Raw genomic sequence first — 15,158 nt, forward strand, 5'->3', positions numbered from 1 at the left:
ATGTCGATACCCGTTTATAGCTCTACCATCCGCCGCTCGGAAATGGATGCCGTACTCACCTGCATGGTTGAAGAAAAAATCGGTCCGGGTGAGATGAATCAAAAACTCATTAAATTGGTACGCGAACTCTACGCGGTCGATGGTGCTATTGCTTTACGCAGTCCGGCGATGGCATTAGTCTATGCGCTGAAGATGTTCGACCTTCCTGAGAAAGCGGGCGTACTATTATCGGCGCTCGCTCCTTCGTGGCAGTATCTCGAAGTAGCGCGAAACGGATTTACACCGATTGTCTTGGATGTCGATCCCTTGACCGGCTTGGTTACGCTCGAAGCGATTGAAGAAGGGATCAAGCAAGGCGGTAGAGTGCTGGTACTGCACGAAACGCTCGGCAATGTACCCGATATGGAAGCGTTTACCGCCCTTTCAATTCCGATTATCGAAGATATCTCCCAAAGCGCCGGCGCCCTGTATGGGGAAAAACGGGCGGGAACATTCGGCTCGTTTGCAATACTGGGGCTTGAAGAACGGGATATTTTAACGGGCGGCGGCGGCGGTATCCTGATTGCCGTAGAACGGCGTAATGCCTCCGTGTTAAAGAACATGGCAGAAACCATTCCGATAACCGATTTTTTACCCGACATCAATGCATCCCTCGCCTTTGTGCAGCTTAAAAATATGGAAAAAAATCTCCTACTTCGTGACGAAATGAGGGAGTTGTATCTCCGTGCGCTTTTACAGACAAGGCATAAGCCGCTCGTATTCTCCGAAAGAGTAAAAAATCCCGTCTATTCCTTTCCGGTAATTCTGGAAAGCGGCTTTAAAGATGTAAAACAGTACGTTAACCGCAAGGACATTGACATAGAGCTCGCCTTTACCAATTCTATTGCGGACTTTTTAAAAGAAGAAAATAAAAGCATCAATGCGGCGTCGCTGTTGCTGCGAACCGTGCTCTTTCCGCTCTATCCTCGGCTCGGGCTCAATAATGCGGCAAAAATTGCAAAGGTATTGGGGACACTTCCGTAACGGACACGTATGCAAAAGAACGCCATTATCATCCTGACAACCTATAAACCGCACGCAGCGGAGATATCCAAGGAACTCTTGGGCTTTTTGCAAGAAAACGGGATTCAAGCTGATATCTACGAATATGACGGCTTACCACCGGCAAAACCGATACGGAAGCGGTATGATTTTGCCGTCAGCCTCGGAGGGGACGGTACGGTGTTGTTTGCGGCACGGTACTGTGCACCGAAAAAAATACCGGTATTTCCCATTAACCTCGGTGAATTCGGCTTTATCGCAGGCGTTGAACCGGCGCATTGGAAACAAGCGCTTGGAGAATACCTTGCAGGAAATGCGGAACACCACGAGCGGCTCATGCTTTCTACCGCCGTGTATCGTAACGGCGAATGTGTCGGCTCCTTTGATGCGCTCAACGATGTCGTTGTTTCAGGCGGCGGCATTGCAAAGCTGATCAACCTCGCGCTTTCCTTTAACGGTATCTCTTTCGGCATATATCGGGCGGACGGCGTTATCGTGTCGAGTCCGACCGGTTCTACCGCATATTCGGCAGCCTCCGGCGGACCTATTATGGATCCGACGGTTGCCGCCTTTGTTCTTACGCCCATCGCGGCATTTTCCCTGTCAAACCGGCCGGTCGTACTGCCTGCTTCCGGTACAATGCGTATTGAGGTTTTGCATAATCGTCAAAAAGATGTTATTGTATCCATAGACGGACAGGAGTTGTTTCCGCTCTGCGAAGGCGACAAAATCGAAATTCAAATGTCGCGCCACCGGTTAAAACTTATCGGATGTTCGCCGGAAGCGTTTTATACGGCGCTCCGGTCAAAATTAGCGTGGTCGGGAAGTCCGTTGCAGGAATAACACTGCGGCGCGGAGGTTGATGTGCTCGAAACCATTTCGGTAAAAAATATTGCGCTTATCGACGAGCTTTCGCTCGATTTTAACGCTCATTTGAATGTGCTATCGGGAGAAACCGGTGCGGGAAAATCCATTTTGATCGGAGCGCTCAGCTTTTTGCTCGGCGGGAAGGTTACCGCAGATATTATCCGCACGGGCGCTGCCGAAGCGGCGGTGTCCGGTACGTTCTACCTTGCAAACGCCCATCCCGAAGCCGCCGCATGGCTTGACGAACGAGGCATCGAGCCTGAAAACAACCGGATATTATTACGGCGCACACTGAAAGAAAACGGCCGCGGCGGTATTTGGATTCAAGACACGCAAGTTTCCCGCGCCGAGCTTGAAACCTTTACATCCTTTTTGGTTGATATTCACGGTCAGCACGACCATCAATCCCTTTTTAAAACAGCGGAACACCGCCGCTTCTTGGATTCCTATGCAGGTATCCTCGATGAGGTGCATACATTCAGCCTCCTTTATACCCGCCTCGCCGAAATAAAAGCAAAACTGGAAACGATAGGGCATTCCGAAAAAGAGCGTACCGAACGGGTAGACTATCTTGCATTCGTCATCGACGAAATCGACAACGCCCGGTTACAGCCGGAAGAAGACGATGCGCTTGAAGCGGAAGAAACAAAGCTCTGCCAGTATGAAAAACTGTATGAACAGGTCGAGACGCTGCAAAACCTGTGTACGCAGGAACAAGGCATTGTGCCGCAGCTTAAAAAACTACAGCATATCTCTGACAGCGTTGCCGCTATCGACCCCGCCGTTCACGAATATGCCGAACGGATAGAAAACGCCTACTACGAAATGCAGGACATCGGCGAATTTTTCAGCTCCTATCTTTCAAAACTGGTATTTGATCCCGACCGGCTGGAACAGGTGCAGGAGCGGCTGTCTCTTATCAATAAGCTCAAGAAAAAATACGGCGCAAGCATCAAGGATATCCTCGCCTATCGAGACTCCGCACAAGCTGAACTGGATTCTCTCGGCGAAAGCGAGCAAGATAAAACCGCTCTGGAGAAGGAAGTCCCCGCGCTTGAAGCAAAATTATTTGCAGCCGGTACCGCCTTGTCCCAAAAACGGAAAGCCGCCGCAGCGGAGCTTCAACAAAAAATTCAAACTACCCTCACCAACCTCGGTATGCCCAAGGTGGTATTTACCGTGCAGGTTACCGCAGCCGAACCGAACGGAAACAAGCAGACAGCAGGGCTTTACGGGTTCGATTCGGTAGAATTTTTAATCAGTACCAATCCGGGAGAGCCGGTCAAGCCGCTCAACAAAATAGCGTCGGGAGGTGAACTCTCGCGTGTCATGCTGGCGCTCAAAACCGTTCTAACCGCTGCCGACGAAGCGGACACCCTTGTGTTTGACGAAATAGATACCGGCATCGGCGGTGAGGTTGCCCGCACCGTCGCGGAGCATCTGAAAGAATTAGCCGGTAATAAGCAAATACTCTGTATTACACACCTTGCAGTTATTGCCGCCGCTGCCGATACTCATATTAAGATACTGAAGATACAATCCGAACATACAAGCCGCACATCTGCCAAAACAATAGACGGAGAAACTCGTGTTGAAGAAATTGCACGGATGCTTGCAGGCGATGAGGTCAGTACCGCTTCACGTATTCACGCAAAAGAGTTATTATCAAGGTATGGAAATATAGGATAACACGATATGGATAATCCACAGCAAGGTACAAACATATACGAAGAACAACTCCGTTACTATCAAGAGGAAATCAATCAAATACTCAAACAGGAAAAAGCGATGGCAGAGCTTACCGCAAAAGATCCTGAAGGCAGTATGTATAAAAAAATCATGCTTGCCGATGAACTGATATATATGGTAACACTCTATTTGGCAATGTATCAAATAGCGGTTTCCTTTTTGAATCGGAAAAACGAAACCCTGCTCAACGAAGCGCGGAAGGCCTTATATAAGGTCATTATCAATCTTGAAGAGATTGTTTCAAACTTTATCGATGCTCCTTTTTCCGACTATGAGGAGAAAGTACGAAAGATCGAACACGTACCTCAAAAACAACGGTTTTATTTAATCAGAAAATTGGGCTTGGCGATAGACCTCGTCATTCGAGCATACAGCGATAATACCAAATGGAAATGGTCATTTGTGGAACTCCAAGGGCGGTACGCAACGGTTGCTAAAAATATCCTCGATTTAAAGGACACTGCGGAGACGGGGTTTGATCCTCGCTCACCTGATTACGAAAGCACGATGTTCCATCTAAAATTAGTAAAAAAACTGCTCTTACAGGCAGCCGATCAATACCGCGCACGCTACGAAACAGCAACTTCCAGTATAGAGGATTTCAGGATTGCTATTCAGTATTTGGAAGCTACGCGGCGTATACACATTTTGCTCAATGAGCGAAGCGCAGCGGAAGAAGTAAAACGGCAAATCGGAATATGGTCTGAGAAGATGGAAAAAGATTTACAGCGGCGGAAAAAAGTATAGACAAAAGAGAAATAAAATGTTTAGCAAAGAAATTGTATGTAAACTTTTTGAAGCGTTTTCCATTCAGCGGTGGAACGATTTAGTCCGCCCCTTCGATATCGTCGAAATGGATAAGACAGCGGAAAAAATGTTTCTCAGCTTTATCATCGGCAAATATGAAGAAAAAAATGGGAAAGCGGTCAATTGGCTGCCCATCATTAATAATTCCTTCTTTGAGCTGCTACGCCGAATTGCGCTCTGCGATATGAAGTCGCCGGTACAGCGCATTATCCGCTCGGAATATCCCGAAGAATATAAAAAACTGAACCGCTGGGTACTCGATAAATACAAGACGATTATCACCGATCCGCAGTTTCTTGATGAATTTGCAGCCTACCTTTTTGATCCGGTTGACCCTACGGATATAAGTTTTCGGGTACTGCGCGCTGCACATAAGTATTCGGCAATGCGCGAGCTAGATATGATCCGCATGGTGAACGAACCTTTCCGGCTGACTGAAATCGATAAATGCTTGGAGACCGATATTGCCGATTTTATGGACTTAAAGGGCGTACAGCTTTTGACAACGCGGCAACAACCGTACTATTTTATTACGGAAATTGAAAAACTGCGCTTCCAAACCCGTTGGAATCAAACGCCGCGGGTTCCGGCGACGACGGTACTCGGGCATTCGTACTTTGTTGCCGCGCTGGTTTTCTTAATGAGCCGCACGCTTAAGCTACCGCAACATCGGCTTTCGATTAACTTTTTTGCAGCGCTCTTCCACGACTTGCCGGAAGCGGTTACCCGCGATATTATCTCTCCGGTAAAGCAAGCGACCGATCGCCTACCCGAAGTGGTTAAGCATATTGAAGATGAAATTGTCGCAAAGGAATTACTCCCGCTGATGGACGACTTTTACCGCGAAGAGGTACTGTATTTTATTCAAGATGAATTTGAGAACCGCATTAAACTGGACGGTGCTGTTCGCTGCGTAACAAGCGAAGAGCTGAACACAACGTACTCGGCGCCTCGGTTTCGCGGGATCGACGGTAAACTGATCCGCGCGGCGGATCACATCGCGGCCTTCGTAGAAGCCGACAGTTCCATCCACTTCGGCATCCGCTCCGAGCAGCTGGAAGAAGGCAGGGCAAACATCCTGCAGCACTACGGCAAAAACACCGTTATCAACGGCTTTTCCCTAGAAAGCTTTTTTGAATCGTACCGTTAAAGAAAGGGTATGATACAAACCGTTAGGCTTGATATTTTTAGAGGATCCCTTATAGCTATGCACTATAAAGTTTTATTCAGAATAGAAAAGATTCGGTTGATCGCTAAATTGCAAAATAAATTAGTCAATTACCGAAATTATTGCAAAGAAACCGGCGATACGGCGGAAATTGAAATCGTGTTTGCCGGAGATGTTGTGCAATATTTTAAGAATCTTGAAAATGATTTTACGGACTGCGGTTGCGACATAGCTCTGTGCCATAATGCCTTAGCGGGGCAGGGGATGGACGACATACAGTATAAAAATATCAGAACCGTACGTGCCGGAATCGGAGAAATCATCAAACGGAAAGCGGAAGGCTTTATCGAGTATACGATTGAGTAAAAAAATTATTCTGTGTACTTTCGCTCCTCGTTTTGACTCTCCGCTGCGAGGTTTAGCAGCGCCTGCCGTTCTTTTGCGGTAAGGTCGCGGAACTCTCCTGCTTTCAGGGTTCCCAGCTCGAGGTTCCCGATGCGAACCCGCACCAGCCGCTTTATCGTACAGTTAAAGGAATCCAGCACGCGGCGGATTTCTCTATTTTTCCCTTCGACAAGTACAATCCGCAGCTTACGGCGGTTCACGGCAGCGGCTGAACGGCATTTGTAAAAAATGCCGTCAACGCGGATACCGCGTTCAAAGCGGGTGAGCAGCTCCGGCGGAAAGTCCTGCGTGGTTTCGATGACATATTCCTTTTCGATCTGCGCTGACGGGTGTTCTATCTTTGCGGCAAAATCCCCGTCGTTGGTAAAGAGGATTGCCCCGCTCGAAAACATATCGAGCCTGCCGATGTTGTAGAGCCGTTCGCTGTAGGTTTCTTTTAAAAGATCTGCGGCAGTGGGGCGTCCTTTCTCGTCGGAGAGCGTGCAGACAAAGCCCGCCGGTTTGTTCAAAAGTACGTAGCATTTGCGCGCTTCGGGATGCACCGGCTTTCCGTCAAGGAGTACCGTATCACCTGTGCGAACCTTGCTGCCCATGTCGGTAACAAGCGTTCCGTTTACGGAAACGCGCCCCTCCGCGATAATCTTTTCGCAAGCCCGCCGCGACGCAACCCCCGCATGGGCAAGATAGACTTGCAGCCGCATCTCCTGCTTGTCGCTTTTTCCGTTATCTTTAGTAGTTGTACCGCTGTTGAAATATTCGGTTCGCTTGCCGCTGTTTTCGTCGTCTTTGTTAAGAGTGCCGTTATCGAAAGGTCGAGAGCTGTGAGAAAAATGATTGTTATCGCGCAAGTTCGAACCGCTCCTGTTCAGTCTCATCCATCTTTGGTAAGTCCGCAATGCTGTTTAAACCGAATACTTTTAAAAATTCCTTAGTCGTGCCGAATTGCACCGGTTTTCCGGGAATGTCTTTTTTCCCCACTTCTTTAATCAGCTCTTTTTCTACCAAAAGCCTAATCATCGTGTCGGCGGAAACCCCGCGGATTGCTTCGATTTCGGCACGGGTTATCGGCTGAGAATAGGCGATAATCGACAGCGTTTCCATCGCAGCGCGCGAAAGCCGGTTTTCGTTCTTTTTGCCGTAGCGGTCTTTCAGCGCATCCCAAAATTCTTTTTTAGGCGTGATAATCCAGCCGCCCATCATCTGTGTAATTTCGATACCGCTCGAACCTTCCGAATATGAATCTTTCAGATTTTTAATACATTCTTTTACGACATCGACCGATAAGCCGGCAATTTTACTGATTGCAGCGTCGTCAAGCGGCTCTCCTTCCAAATAGAGGATTGCCTCTACGAGGGCTGTTTCTTTTTCCATTTTATACTCCATCATCATTGCGGGCAGCTTCCCACGGGCGTATTTTTATATCGCCGAACATCCTGTTTTGCCAGATACTTGCCATCCTGAATTTGACCGCCTCAAGCAGCGCCATAAAAGCGCAAATGACATCCAGCAGATTTCCTTTCCGTACAATCAAATCGGTAAAGAGGCATTCACCCTTTTCTTCCAAAAATTCATTCATCAGCGTCAGCTTTTCATTTACGGACACCTCTTCGTACAGGTCAAGAATTTGTTCCGAGTTATAATTAGACATCAGTTTTGAGAACGTCCGTAAAAGCTCCCACGTATCAACCCGCTCCCACAGGTTTTCTTCGGTAAAGGGAAGCGCGTGCTGTATTTTCTTGCGCTCAAAAAACCATTCGGCCTCGCTTTCTTTTTCTTCCATTAAAACCGACAGTTTTTTGAATTTCTGATACTCAATCAGCTTGTTGACCAATTCCATACGCGGGTCTTCGATATCCTCATCGTCCGGATCAACCTCGACGGGAAGGAGCATCTTGCTTTTAATGTAGACAAGGTGCGCCGCGAGTTCATAAAACTCGGTTAAGCTGTCCAGATTGAGGCTTACCGCATAATCGAGATATTCAAGGTACTGTTCGGTTATGTCCCCGATGGGGATATCGTAGATATTGATCTCATTTTTCTTAATTAAAAAGAGCAGAAGGTCGAGCGGCCCTTCAAAATCATTGACTTTAAACGCAGTTAGCGCCTCGTTGTTCTGTTCTTCGTGCTTTTCATCTTCGCCAGTTATCATGGGGGTTATTATATCGAAGAACGGGACTTTTGAAAATATGCATACCGTCTACGGCGTTGCTGCACAAAAATAAATGCTCAACGTACAACAAGTACGTCTCCGCTTTATTTTTGTTCGTGCCTTGTATCCGGTACCCCTATTTTCAAAAGGCTTACGGAAACAAAATATACGGCGCATCTACGCCAAAACTATACATCCGTGTATAGTTTTGGCGAATGCTCTGCGCCGGGGTTGTTGATTTTGTAAATCTAAGATAGCAAAGAAATAAATTAATACCGTTCAATCCGCCCTTCGGGGTAATTGACAGCTTTGACCTTTGTTACGATATTATCGAACTCAGCTCCTTGCGGTATCCTTATCTTTTTGCAACAAGTTTCGCTATGATCTTTATGACCAAAAGCATTGTTGCCTATTGTAGTAAGCTCATTACCTACAATTGTGATCACACTTGCAGTACAGCCTAGAAAAGCTTCCTCACCAATTGTTTTGAGACCACGAGGAAGCTTTACTGCTTCCAAGTTTGAATATCCTCGAAAGGCGTAATCCTCTATTTCGATAACGGAATCAAGAATATTCGCCTCTTTTAGCGCGGGGGCTGCCCACACCAGTTTTTTCTTATCCTTGCTGTAGATGATATTTTCTTCGGCATGATAGATGGTATTGTCAGCATGTACCGTGAATGTAGCCAGTTTAGGGCACTCTGTAAACGCCGTTTTATCAATCTTAGTAACTTTTGCAGGAATGTCTATGGCTTTGAGTTCTGTACAGCCGCTAAAAGCATTTTCACGGATCTCTTCCAGCTTCTCCGGTAAAATGACATTTGAGAGCTCTGCAGCTCCTGCAAAAGCATTCGAATCGATTACGGTAATATTTTCAGGAATAATAATTGAGCCTTTTGGGGCTTTTCCATGCGGATATGCATCAAGTGTTTTACCGTCAGCTGCAATGTTAAAGCTCTTATAATTGGTAACGGCATAGACTGTTGTATCTTTGGTAAAGGTATACGTTGTATCCAGTTTTTCACCGTTTCTATCGTTGAGCCGCCATTCGTAGATTTCATAGTCTGCTGCCGGCCAGTCATCTTTTAAGATAGCCTTTGCTTTTGCTTGTGCTTCCACGTCTGCCCATGTTGCATCCTTGTTTACTTCGATAGTGCCCAACGTATCTTCCTTTATGCGCTCGTCTCCCTCTACAGTAATCCTTAGCTTTCTCCACTGTGCAGTGTATGTCTTACCGTTAGCTTCTAAGGTGAAAGTTGCTGGAAGTTCCGGATCCCACCCCGCAAATATGACATCTGCTTTTGTCGGGTCAGTTATAGAAATAGGCGCCCCAAAACGTCCCGTCAAGGTATTTCCCGATGGAAGGGGCGGTACAAAACTGCCTCCATCCAAGTCGAAAGTAAGTGTGATATTCTTCCGGTCATACTTAATCTCTACAACGGTTGTATTGTCAGCCGCAATTTTCTTCTGATCAAAGGACTGTGCAGTAAAACCCTGATAGGAATTTGCAGTAGCTTTTGTATCTGTGCCGACATCTCCGTGCAGTGTTTGATCATCTTGTGTGTTGTGCGTGTAGTTATCATCGTTGACATTTTGCAGTAAATGATGCACGTAATATTTTTTTCCCGGTTTTTTTGCCGACACTGCAAAAACAACACTATCATTGTTAAATACCGTTTCGTCCGTTACGGCAGTTCCGCTCGCATTGTTGAGCTTCCAGCCGCTCAGCTCATAATCATCATGACAGCTTATTTCGATTGTGCTCTTTATTGCAGCCCATTTGCTGCCTCTTGCAACTGTTAATGATTTTGTTTCCGGTTTTTTGACGGTGATATACTGGTCTCCTTCTACTTTGATGGTAATGACGTTGCTACCACTGTGACCTCTACAGCTTAAAAACATCACTGCGCTTACAGTCAGCATAAGCACAGAGAGGAAAATATGCTTCATCTGCGGCAGCCGGTATGTACGTTTGGCTGCTGAATGAGCGGAAATGTGGTTTTGATCCATGGTGACTCCTTACTGCAGGTGGTTCCCGCGTATCTATTTTGTGTTTTGACTATACACGGTATTTTCCTTCGGTTTGTAAGCTCGGAGCGGCAACCGTGTATGTACCAAAGAATGTAGCTATTCTACAATCAAACTGCGAAAGCTAGCATAAAAGCTATACACACGTCAATACATACGGGAACCTCTAAAAAACTTACGGTTGTTAGAGGTTCCATATAGGGCTGCAACAATGTATTACGTTAGATTGCAAAAGAGATATTGCAATCTAACGTGAAAGATTAATCATTTTCAATAGGTATATTTTTCCGTTACCGAAGACTTTTCAATCATACTTCGGTACAGCGCCGATTTTTGTAACAGCTCTGCGTGCGTACCTTCCGCATCAACTTTGCCTTTATTCATTACGATGATTTTATCAGCGTTCTCGATTGACTTTAAGCGGTGCGAAATGATAATCACGGTTTTGCCTTTTATGAGTGTGTTGAGGCTTTCCTGTATTTTCATTTCGTTTTCCACATCGAGCGAGGCGCTGATTTCGTCAAGAATGATAATCGGTGCGTTTTTCAAAAGGGCGCGAGCAATGGAAAGACGCTGACGCTCTCCGCCGGAAAGCCTGCTTCCATTTTCACCGATGACCGTATTGTAGCCGTCCGGCAGCGCTTCGATAAACTCGGCGCAGTTTGCAAGACGGGCAGCTTCTTTTACGTCGTTATCGCTTGCGTTTTTATTTCCGACGCGGATATTTTCCATAATCGAGGTATTGAAAAGCCCGACATCCTGAAAGACAATCGAAATTTTATCGAAAAGGCTGTCGGTATCGATTGTTGCAATGTCTTTGCCGTCGATGAGAATTTGTCCCTTGCCGTAATCATAGAGACGGGACGCAAGCCTCAGTACGGTTGTTTTTCCGCAGCCTGATGGACCGACAAGCGCGGTAACTTTATTTTGTTCCGCGGTAAACGAAATACCGTCGATAATCTTTTGTCCGTCGTTATACGAAAACTCCACATCTTTAAATTGAATACCGTAATGCTGCAAAGAAGCAGGTTCGCCTTCCTGCGTTTTTGTTTCGCGCAGCTCGTTTATGCGCTTAACCCGTGCATCGATATACATCATCTCTGCAAGGTTCGCTTCAACACCTGCAACCGCATCCACCACACGGGCAGCTGCAATAATATAGCCGATAAGATATAAAAGCGAAGCCGTGCCTGCCAGATACATTTTTAGTCCGAAAAATACGGTAACGCCGATGGAAAACTTTAAAAACAGCAGTGCGATGTTAAGCGGGATCGCTTGATGCGCTTCCACAGTTAAGTGCAATTTCTCTGCTTCATCAACATTGCGGTTCAATTTTTCCATTGTGTCTTCCGTAAGCCCGTAGCTTTTAATTTCCTGTTGCAGTTCTATCGCTTCTTGAAAAAATTCCGTGCGCTCACGCTGTTTATGAAAGTCCCGCGTTGTCTCCCGTATTTGAATTTTTTTCGACAGGATCAATAAAATAAAGCTGATAATAATCGGGACAAATACACATAAGCCTAATCCCGGATGAGCAGTAATCATCACTGCACCGATTATAAGCAAATAGAACACAAGACCGATTGTTTGAGGAATTGCGTGGCTGAGCGCATGTTCGATTGTAGCGACATCGGTCATCACCGTTTGTGATAAGTCGGAAACATCGTGTTTGGAAAAATACGCAAGCGGCAGCGCCTTGAGCCGGTCTGCAATATTCACGCGCAGTTCTTTACATTCTTTAAATGTCGCGGTGTAGAGCGTATTGTAATTGATATGCACAAGCACATACATCACAACCGCAAGCGCAGCAATAATACCGATATAAAATCCCGCCGACTGCAGCGTTCCGTCAAAATAGTTTTGCAAAAAGAACATCATTAAAAACATCGGTAAAATAAATGCAACATCCGCAAGCATCGACCATACCGATGCCGTAACAATTCCTTTTGCCCCCGATTCGGTTACCCCGAACCATTTTTGTAATTTAGTCATATATAACTCCCTAATTAGGAAAAAATCTCTTTCCTTCCAACGCTTTTGCAAATAGGTGAGGTAAGTACGAGGAGCGAATAAAAATTAACCGGAGGCGTATCTTTGATACGTTGAGGATTAATTTTTATGCAGCGACAAAGTAATTACCCGCATATTTGCAAAAGTCTAGACCCTCCAGTCATTCGCCTTAGAATACAGTCGTTGTAGATGGCTGTATTTTCCGCCTTTTTGCATAAGCTCGGCATCGCTGCCGCGTTCGGCGATGTTTCCGTCTTCGACCACGAGAATTTCGTCGACGTTTCTAATCGAGCTCAAGCGGTGCGCAATCATAATAACCGTTTTGTTTTTCATCAAATTGGAAAACGCCTGTTGAATTTCGTATTCATTTTCCGGGTCGGCAGCGGCGGACGCCTCGTCCAAAATGATAATATCCGCATTTTTCAAAATAGCGCGGGCAATCGCAACACGCTGAATTTCTCCGCCGGATAAGTGTACACCCTTTGAACCGATAACCGTTTTTTCACGTTCGGGGAATTTGGCTAAAATATCTTCGCAGCGGGCAAGCCTAAGCGCATTCATCACCTCTTCATCGCTTGCATTTTTATTCCCCATTTTGACGTTTTCAAAAATACTTGTTTTAAAGAGCTTCGAGGTTTGGAACACAAAGGCGATACTGTGCATCAGCGCATTCCGTGAATATGACGAAATATTTTTTCCGCCGATTAAAATTTCACCTGAATTTATTTTATAAAAACCAGAGATCAATTTTGCTATTGTACTTTTTCCTCCGCCTGATGATCCGACCAGTGCATAGGTTTTATTCGGTTCCAATGTAAAACTGACATCATTTAAAATCTTTTCTTCCGTGTAACCGAACGATACGTTTTTAAATTCAATACCGAAGTTCTCAAAGGTTTCTTCCGTACCGTGTTCAAGGTTATCCTTTTCCATATCTGCAAAAAGATTTTCGAGTTTATCTACAACGCTTTTTGCCTGAAAGTTATACATACCGACATACATCACGCGCATAAATGCCGAAAAAAGCACACCGGCGATACAGACAAAAAAGACGAGCTTTGCAATGATAAGGTTAGCGTCCGCCCCCTTGTTCATAAAATAAATAGCGGCAGGAATAGTGAATACCGCGAACAGATTAAACAGCACTTGAAACATCACATACGGCGTACGGCAGCTGAGCGTGTACTTGTATGCTAAATCGGAATAGCCGGTAATTGCTTCGTAAAACGCTTTAAAAGATTCAACCGTGCTTCTAAAGATTTTGACAATCTGCATACCGCGGACATATTCAACCGCTTCGGCATTCATCCGTTCCAACGCCGCTTGATACTTCCGCATAAAATCTTTATTGCCCATCATAAACATCATCTGCGCACCGCCGATAAGCGCAACGGCAAGCAGCAACAGACCGAGTTTTACATCAACTGCAAATACAATGATAAACATAAAAATCGGCGTAAACAATGCGGAAATATTATCGGGAATTAAATGCGCAACCAGCATGTGCGTTTCCTGCGCATTGTCATCGATCAGCTTGCGGATTTTTCCCGACGGGTTCAGGTCGAAAAACGAAAACGAAGCATTCATCAAATGATTGATTGCCGTTTTGCGCAAATTCGATTCAAGCCGGAACCCAAGTACGTGCGACGCCCACAAAGCGCAGAAATATACAACCGAATAACCTGCCAACAGCGAAACAATCACCGTTGCGTACATCGACCCGTCCGTAACGTTTTTGGTAACCAAAAGCGCGTACAAAAACTTCCATAAAAACCAAAATGCACCCATCTGAGAAGCAACTCCCAGCGTAGCGCACACCACCGAAATATACGCACAGTGTATTTTCTCCGGCGTATATTTTAATAACCTTTTATATGTGTCCATTTAGAACAACCTCCTTATCTTTTACAAATATACGGGACATCTGCTGCGTTGCTTCAAAAAAATTAATCCTCACCGTACACAAAGTACGGCTCCGGTTAATTTTTGCTTGCGCCTTGCATCTGTACCGTCTATTTGCAAAAGGCTTATTCATAAAATTAATTTTGGGCGTTCCGGTTCCCGCGTATCCCAGTAGCCACGGAGGGCTGTGGAATACGCTATTGCGAGATTTATACAATAAATCTCGCAGGTCAAACATTGACACGGATGTCAATGTTTGACCGACCGTCGGGCTTTACGGGGTTCCGCTAACGCTCCATTCCTTCGGAACAGCTGCGCTGCCCCTCCAATCCCTAACGCTTATTACCAATTACCAATTATGAATTTCCCATACCCCTTTAGCCTTTTACTTGTTCCATCCAATATTGTTTCCACCCGGCACAATGGTATATGTTAAAGTCGAGTATATATTCTACCGCTTCCGATTTTTTTAAGTTATGATAAAAAACTTCTTTTAGATTTTCAAAGTGAGACGTTACCATGACATGAATAAAAAATCGTATGCGCCGCGACATTTTAACGCCGTCTTGTTCCAGCCATTGAAGTGTTTCTCTTTCAGTTACATCGATTGCTTTATCAAAAATATGCTCACAGGAGCTTCCCTTCGAACAGCAGACAATCAATTTCATCGCATCCCAATGAGCATAGAAAAAATCTATCATCCTTAAAAAGCGGCGTTGCGAAAGCTCGGTAATTGCGGAAAGCTCGCCTGTTTTCATGCCGAATTTTTCAGCATCGAATACATCGTGATGCGTTACGATGGCTAAAAATTCGTCGAATACGCCGCTTACAAGAGCTTCGAATATGCCGTCCTTATTATCAAAAAGGTTATACAGCGCCCCTGTCGTAACCCCTGCTTTTTCGGCGATGGTGCGCACATTGGTATCTGCAAAACCATTGGTAAAAAACTCCTGTTTTGCAGCGCGCAAAATCTTTGCCCGTGTGTTTAGTTCATCCTTATCGGCTAATATTTTTTCCGCATAGTTGTTCATAGTTC

At 45.5% G+C, this 15,158-nt stretch carries 13 protein-coding genes; 6 read left to right on the forward strand and 7 right to left on the reverse strand.

Annotated features, from left to right (window positions below; all coding sequences use genetic code 11):
• From HGH47_RS09720 to HGH47_RS09745, 6 genes are read left to right on the forward strand one after another with little or no spacing between them, the layout of a single operon-like run.
• Positions 1-1,023 (forward strand): DegT/DnrJ/EryC1/StrS family aminotransferase, encoded by a 1,023-nt coding sequence (locus HGH47_RS09720; protein ID WP_212564707.1) that lies wholly within the window; start codon positions 1-3, stop codon positions 1,021-1,023.
• A 9-nt stretch (positions 1,024-1,032) separates the two neighbouring features.
• Complete coding sequence (locus HGH47_RS09725; protein WP_212564706.1) at positions 1,033-1,884, forward strand: NAD(+)/NADH kinase; 852 nt, start codon at positions 1,033-1,035, stop codon at positions 1,882-1,884.
• A 21-nt stretch (positions 1,885-1,905) separates the two neighbouring features.
• Complete coding sequence (gene recN / locus HGH47_RS09730; RefSeq protein WP_212564705.1) at positions 1,906-3,597, forward strand: DNA repair protein RecN; 1,692 nt, start codon at positions 1,906-1,908, stop codon at positions 3,595-3,597.
• Between the two features lie 6 nt (positions 3,598-3,603).
• On the forward strand, positions 3,604-4,404 hold the full coding sequence (locus HGH47_RS09735) for a hypothetical protein (RefSeq protein WP_212564704.1): 801 nt from the start codon (positions 3,604-3,606) through the stop codon (positions 4,402-4,404).
• 16 nt (positions 4,405-4,420) lie between these two features.
• Positions 4,421-5,614 carry an HD domain-containing protein gene (locus HGH47_RS09740; RefSeq protein ID WP_212564703.1) on the forward strand — a complete coding sequence of 398 codons (1,194 nt, stop codon included), beginning with the start codon at positions 4,421-4,423 and terminating at the stop codon, positions 5,612-5,614.
• 57 nt (positions 5,615-5,671) lie between these two features.
• Positions 5,672-5,998: a hypothetical protein gene (locus tag HGH47_RS09745; RefSeq protein WP_212564702.1), complete on the forward strand. Its 327-nt coding sequence runs from the start codon at positions 5,672-5,674 to the stop codon at positions 5,996-5,998.
• A gap of 5 nt (positions 5,999-6,003) precedes the next feature.
• Here the strand turns inward: HGH47_RS09745 and HGH47_RS09750 are convergent, their stop codons facing one another.
• From HGH47_RS09750 to HGH47_RS09780, 7 genes are all read right to left on the reverse strand, one after another.
• On the reverse strand, positions 6,004-6,738 hold the full coding sequence (locus HGH47_RS09750) for a pseudouridine synthase (RefSeq protein ID WP_212566566.1): 735 nt from the start codon (positions 6,736-6,738) through the stop codon (positions 6,004-6,006).
• A gap of 136 nt (positions 6,739-6,874) precedes the next feature.
• On the reverse strand, positions 6,875-7,408 hold the full coding sequence (scpB, locus tag HGH47_RS09755) for an SMC-Scp complex subunit ScpB (RefSeq protein WP_006189743.1): 534 nt from the start codon (positions 7,406-7,408) through the stop codon (positions 6,875-6,877).
• 1 nt (position 7,409) lies between these two features.
• Positions 7,410-8,186, reverse strand: coding sequence for a segregation and condensation protein A (locus HGH47_RS09760; RefSeq protein WP_253675220.1), 777 nt, complete (start codon positions 8,184-8,186; stop codon positions 7,410-7,412).
• A gap of 269 nt (positions 8,187-8,455) precedes the next feature.
• A complete protein-coding gene (locus HGH47_RS09765) occupies positions 8,456-10,195 on the reverse strand; it encodes a leucine-rich repeat protein (protein WP_212564701.1) in 1,740 nt (579 codons plus the stop codon).
• A gap of 288 nt (positions 10,196-10,483) precedes the next feature.
• The gene (locus tag HGH47_RS09770) at positions 10,484-12,202 is read right to left on the reverse strand and encodes an ABC transporter ATP-binding protein (protein ID WP_212564700.1); all 1,719 of its coding nucleotides are present in this window, start codon (positions 12,200-12,202) and stop codon (positions 10,484-10,486) included.
• 165 nt (positions 12,203-12,367) lie between these two features.
• On the reverse strand, positions 12,368-14,104 hold the full coding sequence (locus HGH47_RS09775) for an ABC transporter ATP-binding protein (RefSeq protein WP_212564699.1): 1,737 nt from the start codon (positions 14,102-14,104) through the stop codon (positions 12,368-12,370).
• 395 nt (positions 14,105-14,499) lie between these two features.
• A complete protein-coding gene (locus tag HGH47_RS09780) occupies positions 14,500-15,153 on the reverse strand; it encodes a TetR/AcrR family transcriptional regulator (RefSeq protein WP_212566565.1) in 654 nt (217 codons plus the stop codon).
• Positions 15,154-15,158 lie beyond the last annotated feature (5 nt).

The organism is Treponema sp. OMZ 805 (assembly GCF_050937395.1).
Classification (GTDB): Bacteria; Spirochaetota; Spirochaetia; order Treponematales; family Treponemataceae; genus Treponema.